This is a genomic window from Robertkochia aurantiaca, assembly GCF_020166495.1.
GTDB classification, from domain to species: domain Bacteria; phylum Bacteroidota; class Bacteroidia; order Flavobacteriales; family Flavobacteriaceae; genus Robertkochia; species Robertkochia aurantiaca.
This window is the reverse complement of record NZ_JAINZS010000001.1, coordinates 494,304-510,391: the sequence shown is the minus strand read 5'-3', so window position 1 is coordinate 510,391 and position 16,088 is coordinate 494,304. Positions and strand designations below refer to the sequence as shown.

13 protein-coding genes are annotated in these 16,088 nt (G+C 44.4%); 6 read left to right on the top strand and 7 right to left on the bottom strand.

The genetic code is table 11. The features are described from left to right. The first annotated feature begins 44 nt into the window (after positions 1-44). The 5 genes from K7R10_RS02310 (at position 45) to K7R10_RS02290 (ending at position 5,684) form a co-directional block, all read left to right on the top strand. Positions 45-887 (top strand): sulfotransferase domain-containing protein, encoded by an 843-nt coding sequence (locus tag K7R10_RS02310; protein ID WP_224483073.1) that lies wholly within the window; start codon positions 45-47, stop codon positions 885-887. Positions 888-1,172: 285 nt separating this feature from the next. Continuing rightward, entirely contained in the window at positions 1,173-2,042 is an 870-nt protein-coding gene (locus K7R10_RS02305; protein ID WP_224483072.1) for a sulfotransferase, read from the top strand. Between the two features lie 2 nt (positions 2,043-2,044). Next, positions 2,045-3,523 (top strand): lipopolysaccharide biosynthesis protein, encoded by a 1,479-nt coding sequence (locus K7R10_RS02300; protein WP_224483071.1) that lies wholly within the window; start codon positions 2,045-2,047, stop codon positions 3,521-3,523. Between the two features lie 140 nt (positions 3,524-3,663). Then, the gene (locus K7R10_RS02295; protein WP_224483070.1) at positions 3,664-4,380 is read left to right on the top strand and encodes a sulfotransferase domain-containing protein; all 717 of its coding nucleotides are present in this window, start codon (positions 3,664-3,666) and stop codon (positions 4,378-4,380) included. 152 nt (positions 4,381-4,532) lie between these two features. Continuing rightward, a complete protein-coding gene (locus K7R10_RS02290; protein ID WP_224483069.1) occupies positions 4,533-5,684 on the top strand; it encodes a CapA family protein in 1,152 nt (383 codons plus the stop codon). Between the two features lie 79 nt (positions 5,685-5,763). On the opposite strand, the gene K7R10_RS02285 is transcribed toward K7R10_RS02290, so the two are convergent. After that, positions 5,764-6,039 (bottom strand): four helix bundle protein, encoded by a 276-nt coding sequence (locus K7R10_RS02285; protein WP_224483068.1) that lies wholly within the window; start codon positions 6,037-6,039, stop codon positions 5,764-5,766. 337 nt (positions 6,040-6,376) lie between these two features. Further along, positions 6,377-7,933 carry a thrombospondin type 3 repeat-containing protein gene (locus K7R10_RS02280; RefSeq protein WP_224483067.1) on the bottom strand — a complete coding sequence of 519 codons (1,557 nt, stop codon included), beginning with the start codon at positions 7,931-7,933 and terminating at the stop codon, positions 6,377-6,379. 412 nt (positions 7,934-8,345) lie between these two features. Between K7R10_RS02280 and K7R10_RS02275 the strand changes: the two genes are divergently transcribed. Next, positions 8,346-9,311 (top strand): UDP-glucuronic acid decarboxylase family protein, encoded by a 966-nt coding sequence (locus K7R10_RS02275; RefSeq protein WP_224483066.1) that lies wholly within the window; start codon positions 8,346-8,348, stop codon positions 9,309-9,311. 393 nt (positions 9,312-9,704) lie between these two features. On the opposite strand, the gene K7R10_RS02270 is transcribed toward K7R10_RS02275, so the two are convergent. The 5 genes from K7R10_RS02270 to argH form a co-directional block, all read right to left on the bottom strand. Beyond that, the gene (locus K7R10_RS02270; RefSeq protein WP_224483065.1) at positions 9,705-10,376 is read right to left on the bottom strand and encodes a hypothetical protein; all 672 of its coding nucleotides are present in this window, start codon (positions 10,374-10,376) and stop codon (positions 9,705-9,707) included. Between the two features lie 332 nt (positions 10,377-10,708). Beyond that, a complete protein-coding gene (gene proB, locus K7R10_RS02265; RefSeq protein WP_224483064.1) occupies positions 10,709-11,503 on the bottom strand; it encodes a glutamate 5-kinase in 795 nt (264 codons plus the stop codon). Between the two features lie 110 nt (positions 11,504-11,613). Next, positions 11,614-12,810 carry a glutamate-5-semialdehyde dehydrogenase gene (locus K7R10_RS02260; protein WP_224483063.1) on the bottom strand — a complete coding sequence of 399 codons (1,197 nt, stop codon included), beginning with the start codon at positions 12,808-12,810 and terminating at the stop codon, positions 11,614-11,616. 432 nt (positions 12,811-13,242) lie between these two features. Beyond that, positions 13,243-14,034: a pyrroline-5-carboxylate reductase gene (gene proC / locus K7R10_RS02255; protein WP_224483062.1), complete on the bottom strand. Its 792-nt coding sequence runs from the start codon at positions 14,032-14,034 to the stop codon at positions 13,243-13,245. A 743-nt stretch (positions 14,035-14,777) separates the two neighbouring features. After that, positions 14,778-16,061 (bottom strand): argininosuccinate lyase, encoded by a 1,284-nt coding sequence (argH, locus tag K7R10_RS02250; RefSeq protein ID WP_224483061.1) that lies wholly within the window; start codon positions 16,059-16,061, stop codon positions 14,778-14,780. Positions 16,062-16,088 lie beyond the last annotated feature (27 nt).

The window sequence follows — 16,088 nt, the reverse complement described above, 5'->3', positions numbered from 1 at the left end:
CTACTTACAATTAATGGGGCTTACCCCTAAAGGCATTGAGTACTATGGAAGCAGAGAGTCATTTGGTCTACCGGTTGAAGAAAGGTATCAGGCAGCAGGTTTTTAAGGCGACGATGCTTCCGCGATATTGGTCGGCCTCTTTAAGGGTATTGCCGGATTTCATGGTGATCGGCGCCCAGAAGGCAGGCACGACCTCTCTGTTCAACTACCTGGAGCAACATCCTGATGTGCAGGAGATCAAACGAAAGGAGATCCACTTTTTTGACGAGACCTATGACAGGGGCCCCCGGTATTATCGGTCCTTCTTTCCTTACCGTGATGAAATGAACGGGAAGATCAGTGGTGAAGCCACCCCCCTCTATCTTTTTGACCCGGCAGTTCCCGAAAGGGTAAAGAACCTGCTTCCTGACATTCGCTTTATCGTGCTGTTGCGAAACCCGGCCAAACGGGCCATATCGCATCTTCATCACATGAAAAGAAAAGGGGTAGAACAACGCTCTTTGCAAGACTTGTTTCAGAAGGGGTTTGATGCCCGATTACAGGAAGAGCGGGATCTGCAGGATCCGTGGAAGATCAAGACCTTTTCATATCTCAGCCGCGGACTTTATGCCGAACAATTGCAAAGATGGTTCAGGCATTTCGACCGGGAACAATTCCTGATCCTGAAAAGTGAAGATTTCTATAGTCATACCAGGGAAGAGGTCTTTAAAGTAATGGACTACCTCAGATTGGAAAAATTCACAGGGATCGATTTTGAGAGAGCGCACAATCAGCACGGGTACAGTAAGCCGGACCCCGCACTGCTCAGAGATCTCAATCAGTGGTATAAGCCCGCGAACGAGCAACTCGAAGAATTATTGGAACGCCGGTTTCACTGGAATGATTAGGGATATTGTCGTTAAGCCGTTAAGCCATTATGCTTTGAAATTGTAATTCACCATTCACCATTCACCACTAACCCTTAATCATTCAACACAACACCTAAAAAGAGCGCTTGGTAGAATTCCTATTTCCTATGACCTTGTAAATTAGTACTTTCAGGCACCGGAATGTGTTGGCTTAAAAGCGTGATAAAAAGGAATAAGTACCACTTAAAAATTATGAAAAGCAGAATGGCTGTTTTGAAAGCGATAAAATGGTAAGCGGTTCTCCTAAACTCCCTAAACGAAACAATGAAAAGGAAAATACTCTATATCATGTCTGATACCCGATCGGGATCGACACTACTGCAAAACATTCTCAGTACAGGTGCTCAAATGACCACGGTAGGAGAGCTTTTTCACCTGGACAGTTTTTTGAATAAAGGGCACTGGGGCAGGACCTGGAATTGGCAGTGTACCTGTGGTGAACCGTTCGAATCTTGCGAGTTCTGGGGAAAGATCCTGGGCAAACTTCGGGATATGGGTGTCGAGAGGGTGGAGGCTACGGAGGTACAGCGTAAAAATGCCAAAGGGTTGTCTTATCTCTCAAGTTGTGAATACCGGCCGGGAGAGGCAAATGATGAAATTATAAGGCTGCTTGAACAGATCTATACCGCTGTTTTCGAACTGACCGGAGCAAGTGTGATCGTTGATTCTTCAAAAGATCCTACCCAGGGCCTGGCCTTGTATGAAAAGCTGGGATACGATGTGAAGATTATTTACCTGAAACGCGACATTCGTGCAGTAACCATGTCGAAACATAAATGGTTCAGGAAATTAAAGGAACGCAAGCCGGGCAGGTATAAGATCATGTTGCTGAGTAAACTGTATGATCTTCGATGCACACAGGCATTGGAACGTATTAATGAGAGCGATAAAATCTTTATCCGTTATGAAGACCTCGCCCGCCGGCCCCAGGCAGTGATCGATCACATTTGTGACTCTTTTCAGTTGCACGCACTGCAGGTTCCTGACTATATGGTAATCGAAAGAGACCACGCTGTGGGTGGTACTCCGAACCGGCAGGGAAAAAGAAAAATCGAATACGACGACAGCTGGAAAAAGAAATCGGCTTCCCGACCCATTTTTCGGCTGTTAGGGTCGGTTATTGATAAGATCTGACCATGAGCATTACATCAAAACTCAAATCTTCCGGCATGTGGCAAACCGCTGAGGTAGTAGCCCTGGTGGTTTGTCAGTTCATTTACTTTGGGGTAATGGCCAGGCTTCTTTCCAAAGCTGACTACGGACTCATGGCGATCACCAACAGTATTATAGCCATTGGTACCATTTTTGCCGAAGGTGGTCTCGGCGCCGCCCTGATCCAGAGGAAGAACATCAACCTGAAGCATATGAACGCAGCCTTACAGGGTGGTGTATTCTTTTCGAGCCTGATTATTGGTGTCTTCTTCTTACTGGCTCCCCTTATCGCCGTAATTTTTGATCAACCCATGCTTTCACCACTTATTCGGGTGGTGGCACTGAACTTCTTTTTATTATCGGTGACGAGTGTTTCCATGAGCCTGTTGCATAAAAAATTTATGTTCCGGGAATCGGCTTTGGTGACCATCATCTCCTGTGTTCTGGGTTTTGGAGCAGGTATCGTTTTCGGGTATCTCGATTATGGCGTCTGGTCACTGGTAATTGCCAACCTGTTGTTCTCTTTTCTGAAAATGGCCGGATTCTTTTACTTTGCGCCTATCAAGCTACAATTCAGACTCTACCGGAAAGAATGGCGGCAGTTGTTCTCTTTCGGATCCGGCATGATCATTCTCAGGATTAGTAATTACCTGGGTAATAACGGCCTCATTCTTATGTTGGGAAAGATCTTTATCCCCTCTGTTCTGGGAGTTTTCGAGCGAACCTTTCAGATCAAGAACATGCCCAGCAATTACCTGGGTAAGGTTTTAATACGGATCATGTTTCCCGCCATGTCTGAGATACAGGATGAGGAAGAACGACTCTTTAAAGTATACGATCATGGTCTGGGATTGAGCAATTCTATTCTCATGCCCCTGGCGCTCTATTTTATTTTCTTTTCAGGAGAGATCGTACATATCTTACTCGGACAAAGATGGAATGAGGCGATCCTGCCTTTACAGATCATGTTCGTGGTACTCCCGTTTAGTATCTCAGGCCGTATGACAGACTCAGTGATCAGGGCAAAAGGACTGGTGTATAAGAACGTTAGCCGAAAGCTTATTTATGTATTTATTCTCTTTATCTGCTCCGGGCTCGGGGCATGGTATTATGGACTCGAAGGGGCAGCTGCCGGGGTTACCTTCAGCGTGGTAGTGAATTATCTCATAATGGTCTATCTCGTCGGAAGTGTTTTCAAAAGATCATTTCTGGATGTATTTTATGTTCCCCTGGCTCAGGCTTTACGACTAACCATTCTGTTGTCGATCATTCTTGTTCCGTACTACTTCCTTTTTAAACGCGGGGGAGCGATCAACATCACAGCCTTTCTCGCTTTGAGTGTGTTTTTATGTATTTTGCTGGGGTTACTGGCTTTTAAACGTCCAACCTGGTTGGGTACTTACATACATGAGACGCTTAAAAAGGTGAAAAGTAGAAAAAAAGTGATCCATAATCCTTCCTGAAAGAGCTTAATCGCACTCACAGGAGGATTCAGGTTGCAGATAAACCCTTAATAATTCAGATACAACTAATTATCTGGCAGCCATGTTATTAATTGACTTCGAATCGATTAATTTAGAAATGAATTATAAATATCTATCCTATGTTAGTCATTGCGAACGGGGCTTTTAAGTCAGGCTCTACCTGGCAAAGAAATATCATCAGGCATTTCATGGATTTCAGTCCGCTGCCTGAAGCTTTCCGGAGTCCCCACCATGATTCGTTTATACATACTGATAAACTGCAGGAGATCGTAGATTCAGATATTATCCGGGAAAAGAATTTCCTGGCAAAAGCCCATATCTTTAAAAAGGAACATATCGAGATCCTGACCCGTAACACTTCAGATGTATATGTATTTATGATACAGCGTGACATCAGAGATGCCATTGTTTCCCATTACAATCATTTTATTAATGTGAGACGTATCAAACCCAGTTTTAACCAATACTACTGGACGGTAGGCCGTTTCAAAGCAATGCAGATCCTGAAGTATAACCAAAACTGGGCAACCTATACTGATAATGTACTGCACTCTTCCTTCGAACAATTGAAGACCCACACCAGGGACGAAGTGCTGAAGTTCGCTGAATTTCTGGGGGTAAACCCCGATACTCTGGATCTTGAATCGATCATAGAAAATACCAGCCTGAATAAGGTCAGGGAAAAATCTGACCGGAAATGGTTCTTCCGTAAAGGGAAGATCGGCGATCATAAGAATTACCTGACCGGGAAGATGGAGGCAGATCTGAAAAAGCTCGAATCCGGTTTTAACCTGTTCGAGAAGGCAGGCTATTACCTGATGTTCGAATTACGCTAAGAACTGCATCTGACAAGGGGAGGCCCTTCATGGTTTGTTTTCCTTTGTCGATTTCCGGAACCCTCTTCAACCCTCTCAACTCTTTACAGATCGATTCCGGCAATGATTCTGTTTGAAAAGCTTTAAATTATACCGAAATTAATTGTATTTCTATGAGTGATCAACTGGCCCGAATACTAATTGGTGGTGACATATGTCCGGTAGGTGAAACCTCCCGGTACTTTATCAACGATCGTATTTCAGATTTGTTCAGGGAACTCGGCCCGTTGATGCAGGAGGCAGATCATACGGTGGTAAATCTTGAATGTCCCTTAACAGATACTTCTGACCCCATCGCGAAGAATGGTCCTGTTTTGAAAGCTCCTGCCGTATGCGCGACGGGACTGCGAAAGGCCGGAATCGATGCGGTCAACCTGGCGAATAATCACATACTCGATCATGCAAAAAGCGGACTGCAAAATACGCTTACTGTTCTGCAAAAGGAAGCCATCGGATTTTTTGGAGCGGGTTTCTCCCCGGGTGAAGCCGATAAGGCATATTTCAGTATCCATGGAGAATTAAAGGTGGCATGGTATGGGGTAGCGGAACATGAGTTTAATCGTGATCTCCGTTCCGGCATGGGAGCCAATGCCCTGGATGTGGTTGAGAACAGCAGGGCTATCAGAAAGCTGTCAAAAGAAGCCGATCATGTGATCGTCTTGTACCACGGTGGAAAGGAGCATTACCCGTTTCCCACCCCTGACCAGCAAAAGATATCCCGGTTTTTTATAGACGAAGGAGCTTCGGTGGTTGTGGCTCAGCATTCTCATATGGCGGGATCTTATGAGAATTATGAGAAGGGTCTCATTGTATACGGACAAGGCAATTTTTTGTTTGAACGGAATAAACGGAATCATCCTGCCTGGTATGAAGGCTTTCTGATTCAGCTTTCCCTGAATAAATCAGGCTTTGCGTATGAATTTATTCCTTTTCGACAATCAGATGGCTTCGCCGGCGTGAAAATGATGAAGGAGGGAGAGTCAGCATCTTTTCTGAGGTCTCTCGATGAACGGTCGAAAGAGGTAGTTGATACCGAATTCGTGCGGGATCAATGGTTGAAATATTGTAAGACCCAGCGTCGGAATTATACCGACCGGCTTATGGGACACAATCGCTGGTTACGGGCACTTAACCGACGTATCGGTTTTTCTGACCGCCTGTACGGGATTGATAAGGTCAATATGATCAGGAATGTGGTGCATTGTGAAACACACCGTGAAGTGCTGCGTGCCCTTTGGGAAGAGGAGGGGCTGGAAGATAATTAGTTGTTTGGTTTAGTCGTTATGCCGCCAGGCCGTTATACCGCTATACGGTTGGGATGTTACACCAAATTTATTTCAGAATTTATAGATTTCTGCTCAGGGATTTCTTCAATCGATAGATCATTTTTCGAATATCGGTAATATCTGATTGTATGAGCTCTTTGGTATCTGCATATTGTAGCTCATCCAACAGAATCATCTGAGTTTCCAGCTCAGAAAGAGACCCATTGGCAATGTCAAGAAACCGACATAATTCTTTTGCACTGGAGCGTCCGGATCCTTCCGCGATATTGGAAGGATTAGAAATGGCTGCCCGGTTTATTTGTTGCGTTAAAACGTAAGCTTCAAGCTTAGGCAATTCCTAAGTAATTACATATACTTTCTTTACCAGTTCTATGCTTCTTTTCCATAGATCTAAATCTTTATGTGTCATAAATTCAAAGTTTGAAATAAACATAGTAAATTTTCTATAACGGCATAACGGCATAACGGCATAACGGCATAACCTGAAAATTGTAAAGGTTTGACGATGTAGAATTGTAAAGTCGTTTTTTTATCTGACCACAGACCACAGACCACGGGCCACCATATAACTGGTAATATTAAATTATGAAGTATCAGTTGAGTTTTTACTTTTTACGGAATCATCTTCCCTGTTACTCTCACTTTTAGGAATCAATTTCAAATAACAACTTTTAATCTCCGCAATCTAATTGGTAGTCTACTGTCGGACTGGCTGTCCATCCGGCAGGGATGGCGGACAATTGAACCGGGTTGACTTCGACACATGCCAACGCATGATTGAGCAAGCTGAATGTCTGTAGATAAGGGTTTTCAGATACATCGAGGGAGGTGAGTACAACTCCGTCCAGATAAAGGGTTTCCAAAGCGGGAAAATCACCCAGGTCGAGCGAACCAAATTCCAGATCTCCAGGTTGGTCTAAGGTCCGGGTTTCTCCGGTCGCATTCAATTCAATTAGTCCAGGACTTCCAGAGAATGTCAGAGTTTCTATTTCTCCGAAGAATGTAACAGTTGATAAGGAAGAATTGCCTGTAATAGTAACAATATCGTTACCGCTGGCCACTCCTGATTCCCCATTTCCTCCACCGACGTATAGGGCATTCAGATCTGGGTTGTTGGTAATGGATAATTCATTGAGACCACAATCTGAGCAAACCAGTGCTTCCAACATCGGATTATCATCTATTCCCAGTGTAAATCCTGATTCTGAAATGGAAATATTCATCAATTGACTATTATTTTTAATGGTTCCCGGAGTCGGCGAGAGGTCTACAGTCAGTCGCTGTAGCGAGGTATTATTGATCAGGTCATAACTATCTTGAATATTCATATCTGATAACACCAGCTCTTCTATTACCGGTATAGTATTGATATCTATAGATATCAGGCTGTAAATCTCCTGAATGGTCAATTTGATTAAACTCGTGAAATCTTCTATTCCGGTCAGGTCTGTGATGTCTGCTGTTGTTTCGGGAAAGTCGCCGAATTCAGGACCGTAGTCCGGGTTGGGTCGGCTGATCACCAGCTCGGTAATTCCGGAAATATTCTCGGTCAGAACATAATCGTCCAGTACGTCATCATAGCCCAGGCCTATAAGGTATTCTTCAAAACCATCATCAGGTACATAGGTTCTGCCGTCATCGATTGTACACCCTAAGGCATCCACCGATGCGCCTGATGGAGTCTCAGAACAAAGGTCTCTGTTGTTGGGAACACCATCACCATCTTCATCGAGCTGACTTATGGAACAACCTACAGGATTCACCGATTCTCCGGGAGCTGTGTCGGGACAGCGATCTCTGTTGTTGGGAATGCCATCACCGTCAAGATCCTTTTGAGCTTCAGAACAACCCAAAGCATTTACCTCTTCTTTTTCGGGGGTGTCAGGACATTTGTCCCGGTTATCGGGAACTCCGTCGTTATCAGCGTCTGCTTTTGAAAACCGGGCGGAGAAGTTCATATTCCGGTTTATTTTGATCCGTACCGTATTTTTAGCCTCTATTTCGGGATCTGACCAGCTTTCAAATACATAACCCTCATAAGGCTTCGCCTCCACGGTGAGATATTCACCAGCCACAACTTCCTTCTTTTCTATGCTGATCACCCCGGATGCTTCAGGCGTGGCTGCTACCGTCACAGTATAAAATTGTGGTTCATCATCTTTGGAACAGGAATGAAAAAACAGGAAGAATATTCCCGCCAGAACGGAGAGATAGCAAATACGATTCATCGGATTGGTTGATTTAATGATTATCGTAGCCTGGAGGAAATATGTCTTAGAGATAATTAAAATGAATACATATGAATGTTAAAATTTTGAAAATCAAATATTTACTGATTAACAGTGATTCCGGATATTAGATTGAGGTAATTCACCGAATGTGCGAATAGGCAAATGTGCAGATGATAAATGGTAAATTGCAGATGTAAGATTATGAATTGTTAATTATTAATTATTAATTATGAAGCTGCAATTTATAGCTTAGTTTCCGCATAACCGCATACCTGCCTCCCGGCATGCAGGACCGCATATCGGCATAACCTCATTGTTGTCATCCCTGTTTTAAGTTTTTTATCGTTCTGCTTTGTTTAGTTCTGTAATTCGGTTTATTTTCAGTATCTGAGAAATTGAATCGTACATCATGGGTCGGAAAAGAATATTAGTTACCGGTGGAGCCGGCTTCATAGGAAGTCATCTTTGCGAACGTTTATTAAAAGAAGGGAATGAGGTGATCTGCCTGGACAATTATTTTACCGGCACCAAGGATAATATCATTCATCTGCTCGATGATCCGTATTTTGAACTGGTACGTCATGATGTTACGCATGCATATTTTGCAGAGGTCGATCAGGTGTATAATATGGCTTGCCCGGCGAGTCCGGTGCATTACCAGTACAATCCGATCAAGACTATCAAAACCTCCGTAATGGGAGCCATCAATATGCTAGGGCTTGCCAAGCGGGTGAAAGCCCGTATCCTGCAGGCCAGTACCTCAGAGGTGTATGGAGACCCTGATGTGCATCCGCAACCTGAATCGTACTGGGGGAATGTAAACCCCATCGGAATGCGATCCTGCTACGATGAGGGAAAACGTTGTGCCGAAACGCTTTTCATGGATTACCACACTTCGAATAATGTAGAGATTAAGATCATCAGGATTTTTAATACCTATGGTCCGAACATGAACCCCGATGACGGTAGGGTTGTATCGAATTTTATCGTTCAGGCCCTCAAGGGAGAAGATATTACCATCTATGGAGATGGTACCCAGACCCGTTCGTTTCAGTACGTGGATGACCTGATCGAGGGGACCGTACGTATGATGAACTCACCCAAAGAATTCATCGGTCCTGTAAACCTGGGGAACCCGAATGAATTTACCATGCTGGAACTGGCCGAAACCATTCTTGACCTGGTAGGAAGCTCTTCTAAGCTGGTGCATTTGCCGCTTCCGCAGGATGATCCGAAGCAGCGGCGTCCTGACATTTCCCTGGCCAAGGAAAAACTCGGTGGGTGGGAGCCGAACATTCAATTACGCGAAGGCCTCACCAAAACCATCGAATATTTTGACGGGGTACTTTCCGATAAAAGGAAGGTGGATGTTTAAGTTCGGGAATAGAGAGTAGGGAATGTTAGATTGTAGATGATAAATAGTTAGTTGTGAGTGGTGAGTAGTGAGTAGTGAGTCGGGAGTGGAATTATTAATTGTTAATGATTAATTATTAAGGGAGGTAATAATGGTAAATGATGAATTGTAAGTAAACCCCTTACCTTAGACTTCATCACTTGTATCACCGTATAACTGACTAACGGCTTAACGGTATCACGGCTTCGCCTGATTGTAGATTATGAATGGTTAATTATTAATGTTTAATTAGGAAGTCGTAAAGTCGTAAAGTCGTAAAGTTGTAAAGTTGTAAAGTTGAGATTGTTATTTGACCACGGACCACGGACCACGGACCACGGACCACGGACCACGCATCACGGCATCAACACATACTCAAAAATCCCTGATAGCTCTCACTTTAATCTGTGTATAGTCTTTATCAAAACCTTCTTCGGCCAGGCAAAGGTCGAAATACATGGTAGAGCCGCCGATGCCATAATCATTGCTGGCGGTGAGTTTACGACTTGGCTTTTTGGCGAGAATACCCAATTCATTGGAAGACCAGAAGTGATCAAGCTCGCTGAGTTCGAAATCATTGTCAAATTCGCCGTGTACAAGATTCTCACACATCAGGGACATTTCCTTATCTGAACCCTGGTACCAATCGTCAAAATCTCCCAGTTCCAGGTCCAGACAGGCTTTGGCCGCGTAATGGCCTTCCCCGTAAATCGTTACGATAGCCTTAGAATTCTCATAACCATTATCAGACTGCTGTGAGAGTATCGGGTCGTAGGGTGAAAACCCTTCCGGAGCCCAGGGCATGCCTTCATCTGCCAGGTTTTCCGGAGCAGCGATGAGTCCGTGTATTTCACCTTCCACGTATCGGTCATCTCCTGGTTGAAAAAGGTAGAAAACATAGCCTCCCTGGTAAAAAACGCCGATTTCAGGCGTTACAGAACGGGTTTGATCGGCTTCTACCTCTGCAGCTGTCTTTTCCGTAGAACAGGAGGGAAGCAGCACCAAAAGCAACCCTAAAAGGAATATTATATTTAAATGCTTCATCATATCTATCGCTTCATCATCGCCACAGGGCAGGGTTATAATGGAAGTAAGATAAGGCATTCACTCCCTGATGGAATAATTAATTCTTTGAAGGATTCAGATAAAACGGTGAATTAGTGAGTCGTGATTGGTGAGTCGTTAGTAGTTAGTCGGGAGTGTTAGATTGTAGATGTTAGATTGTAGATGTTAGATTGTAAGTTAAAGAACTTTATAAACTGCATTACCTCATCACTTCATAACCCCATACCTCCATAACCCCATAACCCGGAAACAAAAAAACCCGACAAGAATCATCCTGCCGGGCTTTTGAAATATATATTCTGCAATATCTGTCTTTACGACTCGATCTTGGTGAAAGCGGTGTCTTTATTCAGGGTGTTCAGAATAAAGTCATCTTCCAGTCCGTTGACGATCCAGGTTTCGATATTTGCCTTATTAGCGATCTCCAGTGCGATCACTTTTGAGCTCATACCTCCTGTACCGTGGGTAGACTTGTCTTCATCGACCACTTCCTTTTTCAGGTCGGCGAAATCTTCCACCTGTTCAATGGTCTCAGGTGAACCGTTCTCGAACGATTCCTTGGTATAGATACCATTGGTATTGGTAGCGATCACCAGCAGGTCTACGTCTAGCAGTCCTGCGGTCATGGCCGCCAGCCTGTCGTTGTCACCAAACTTGATCTCGTCGGTAGCCACCGTATCATTTTCGTTAATGATAGGGATATAGTTATTGCTGACCAGTATATCTACGGTCTTCTTGATGTTCTCTCTTGAGACTTCCTTCTCAAAATCTGAATACGACAGCAGGCATTGTGAAGCCAGCAGTCCCAGCTCCCTGAAACTCTCCTGGAAGATACGCATCAGGTGTGGCTGTCCGATCGAGGTCAGCGCCGATTTGGTGTGAATATCCTTATAGTCGCTTTCCAGTTCCACGAACTGCTTGGCTACTACCTTGGCACCTGAAGACACGATAATAAACTCGTATTCGTCTTTCAGGGCGGCAATCTGACGACCGATATCTTCGATCTTTCCTCTTGATAACTGATCAGATTCTTTAGTAAGGGTATTGGAACCGATTTTTAAAAGTATTCTCTTTTTCTTTTTCGGTGGTTCCTCTCTTTGTTTAAACATGTCTTGTTTTTTAGCTTCTGCTTTAATGAATGATAAATTTTTGTGTGTTATGAATGAGTGAACGGTTGTTACAACCTTCGAACGTCATCTTCTTACAACATCATTCAGTATTATCGAATTTGTCCTTCTCCGTGAATGTACCACTTGTTGGTCACCAGGTGTGCGAGCCCGATCGGACCGCGCTGGTGTAACTTATCGGTACTGATGGCCAGCTCTCCTCCGAGACCTAACTGTCCGCCATCGGTAAAACGGGTAGAGGCATTGTGATATACCGCTGCCGCATCGATGGTCATCATAAAGGTATCGGCTGCCGATTCATCTTTGGTGATGATCGAGCTGGAGTGCCCTCCTGAGAACTTGTTGATCTTGGCGATCGCATTCTCGAGAGAATCGATCCCGCCGATCACGATCTTGTAATCAAGAAACTCTTCGTACCAGATCTCGTCTCCCGGGATCTCTTTGGTACCGTTCAGGTTCTTAAAGTGCTCATCGACCAATATTTCTACCTTGTGTTCTGACAGCGCTGCCATCAGGTCTTTTACAAAGTCTTTGTAAGCCGGGATACGGGTGTCTATCAACACCTTGTCCAGGGCATTACATGCAGAGATCTTGGCGGTCTTGGCATTCAGGATCACCTTCTTGGCCAGTTCCAGGTCTGCATCTTTGTGTACATACACGAAGTTGTTTCCGCGACCGCTGACAATCACCGGACAACTCGCATTCTCTTTAACAAAAGCGATCAGGCGTTCACCTCCCCGGGGAACGATCAGATCTACCGGCTGAGTCGGGTTCGCCAGGAAATCCCTGGTCTTCTCCCTGTTGAACTGCAGGTACTCTACCCATTCGGCAGATACCCCGTTCTCTTTCAGCGCTCTGTGCCATAGTTCAACGATGGCAAGATTGGAATTCAATGATTCCTTACCTCCTTTAAGCAGAATTTTGTTTCCTGATTTAAAAGCGATCCCTGCCGCTTCTACAGTTACATCAGGACGTGATTCATAAATGATCATCACGGTTCCGAAAGGAGCAGTTTTGTTAAATACTTCCATCCCGTTATCATGGGTGAAATGAAAGCGTTCCTTTCCGAGAGGATCTTCTTCTGAAGCCAGATGCTCCAGAGAAGCGATCATTCCGTCGATCTTCCCATCGTCGACCTTCAGTCGGTCTTCCATGGCCAGATCGTTTCCATCATAACTTTCCAGATCTTTTTTGTTTGCTTCAAGGATGACGTTGCTTTCCTGACGGATAAGTTCAGCCATTCGTTTCAGCACTTCATTTCGTTCTGTGATTGTTAGTATTTTGTCCATTACGTTTTATGACTTTCGCCTGCGCTTAGCCTGTGACAGCTGTTAAGCGTGCTTCGGTCAATAGGTGGGTGGTTTATTTTTCTGAGGAACTGGAGCAACGGGCCACCCGATTACATTTGTTTTTGTTTTTAATCCCGGGAACCAGTCCTTTTTACGATCTCGGTACTATATGGTGCAAGCTCTGTACCAGAGAAGGGCTTCGTCTTTTAAATCTTTGTAAAATTTAACGTCTGATGCCTCAAACACCTATACAGACCGTGATCTGTCTTTATTTATTATTATTTCCTTTCTGCGGAAGGTCAGCAGCCGGGTTACGGCTTCACAGGCCATCACTTCCTTTCGGAAAGGAGCCCGGCCGAAACCGGGACTTTCAATACAGTAAGAACGTAACTGAAAGTCTGTCAGTTCGGTGACAGTCTTTCAGGTAAGTATTTAATCGTGAATGTTGCTGATCTTCGCATAGGCCGCCATCACTCCTTTAATAACAGAAGATGACAATCCGTTATGCTCCAGCTCGTTCAGTCCTTCAATAGTACATCCGGAAGGGGTGGTCACATTATCGACCTCCACCTCGGTATGGGTTCCGTCTTCGATCAGCGCAGCTGCTCCTAAAGCAACCTGCCCCACGATTTCCTGAGCTTCATGCGGATGGAAACCCATCTGCACCCCACCCTGGGTCATCGCCCTGAGGAAACGCAGGAAGAATGCCGTACCACTGGCACCCAGTACGGTGGCAGCTTTCATCAGACGCTCTTCGATGATGATCGCTTTTCCGATGGTTCCGAACATCTTTTCAACAAAGAATACATCTTCGTCTTCATTATCATTGGCACAAACAAAAGACATAGACTCCTGTTTTACCGCTGCTGTGTTCGGCATGGCACGAATCACCTTATTATTGGGTACAACCTCGTTAATCTCCTCTATGGTCACTCCCGTTACGGTAGAGATCAGTACCTGATCTTCGCGTAAATGATCTTTGATCTCATTGAGGACCAAATTCAGGATTCTTGGCTGGATACATAGTATAACCCATTTAGACTCTTTAACGGCTTTTACGTTATCTTCTGTAACGGTTACTCCGGCCTGTTCCTGAATAATTTTTAAGTTTTCTTCAGATTTGTCGGCAACAGTAATGTTTTTTGGATCAAAGAGATCGCTGGACGCGAGCCCTGTGATAATGGATTTACCCAAATTTCCTGATCCAATAACTGTAACTTTCATGTGTTGTTTTTTGTTAAAATTTATTTTTAAATGTTCCGTTGTTCGTCTATGTCAGATAACCATTCATCGAAAACCGCACGTCTTTTGAAGACATAACTAAAGTGGTCTATCTTGTCGTTTATTTCATAAGGACAGTCAAAAACCACTTGCCGGTAGCCAGATGCAGTACCCAATACATTTCAGAACAAGGCACATAATAACTTTTTAAAGCGAAAAAGCAAGTTTCAGACAGGCTTTAAGATTTCTTTAAGAAATAGCTAAAACCCTGATTTAGCCTGACTTTTATCCGGTTTTTGAAGAAAATTCCTGCTTTTATTACGCTGTTTATAATAGCGGATGTTAAGAAGAAATTCGTGTGCTAACTACCTGTTTCTAACGTTTGAGTAAAGCAATCGATTTAGGAATAACCTGACAGTATTTACCGTAAAAAACGGCAATCGGGGCTGCCCCTTTTCGGAGGTTGATATCCTGGTTTTTGGTGGTGAAACTTTAACATTTGGCACTGTAGATTATTTTCTATTTTTTCTTTTTGGTTATACGGTTATACGGTTATACGGTTATACGGTTATACGGTTATGCAGTTATGCGGTTATACGGTAATGAGGTAATGGAGTAATGGAAGTGATGAAGGTGATGTTTTAGCCTCAATCATTTACTTTTCTAACATCTAACATCTAACATCTAACATCTACAATCTACCATCTACAATCTACCATCCACAATCCACAATTCATCATTTATAATTAACCATTAAAAAAATCCATCTTCTCCCTGATCCGGTCGAAGCCGGGGTTTCCGGTGCTGCCGATATGGGTATGTTTCACATCTCTGTTAGGAACGAAGCTTCCATTCTCAATAGCCTCCGACATTTCTTTGTAAGCATCTCTGAAGGGAACTCCTTGCAATACCTTTTCGTTTAGGGTATCGACACTGTAGAGATAATCGTATATGGGGTTTTCGGTGATAGAAGCATTGACCTCTATTTTCTCCAGTGAAAAGCGCATCATTTCCAGGCAAGCCTTTAGCTGTTGCAAAGCCGGGATCATGACCTCCTTGGTGAGTTGCAGTTCACGGTGGTAACCCGAAGGGAGGTTGGTCGATAGCAGCGACAACTGGTTGGGTACCCCTTGCAACAGGTTGCATTTACCGCGGATGAGTTCAAACACATCGGGGTTCTTTTTGTGGGGCATGATACTGGACCCGGTGGTGAGCTCTTTGGGAAAGGAGATAAAGTCGAAGTTCTGGCTCATATACAGACAGATGTCCATGGCCAGTTTTCCCAGGGTGCCGGCCATACTGCTTATGGCCAGGGCCACGCCTTTCTCGACTTTGCCTCTTCCCATCTGGGCGGCCACCACATTCACCTTCATTGTTTCAAATCCAAGCTCTTTGGTGGTGAACTCCCTGTCGACAGGGAAGGAGCTGCCATAGCCCGCCGCGCTGCCTAATGGATTTTGGTCTACCACTTTTCGTGCCGCTTCCAGGAAGAGCAGGTCATCGATCAGGCTTTCGGCATAGGCGCTGAACCAGAGTCCGAAAGAAGAAGGCATGGCCACCTGCAGATGGGTATATCCCGGTAACGACACGGTTGAGTACTTTTCAGCCAGCTGCATCAATACCTCAAACAGCTCCTTTGACAGTGACCGGATCGTCTTGATCTCATCTTTCAGGTATAGTTGCATGGCCACCAGTACCTGGTCGTTTCGCGATCTTGCGGTGTGGATCTTCTTTCCGGTATCACCCAGCTTTTCAGTAAGCAGGTATTCGATCTTCGAGTGTACGTCTTCGAATTGGTCTTCTATTGTAAATGTACCGGCTTCAATGCTTTCATTGATCATATTAAGTGCACCGATCAGGTCTTCGGCTTCCTGCCTGCTGATCAGTCCTGTTTTGGCCAGCATTTTGGCATGCGCCTTCGAAGCCATGACATCATATTTGGCGATATGAAGGTCCAGTTCCCTGTCACTGCCTACGGTAAAGAGATCGATCTTTTTGTCTGTTGAATATCCTTTGTCCCAGAGTTTCATTTTTTCTTTGGTTATGGGGTTATGGGT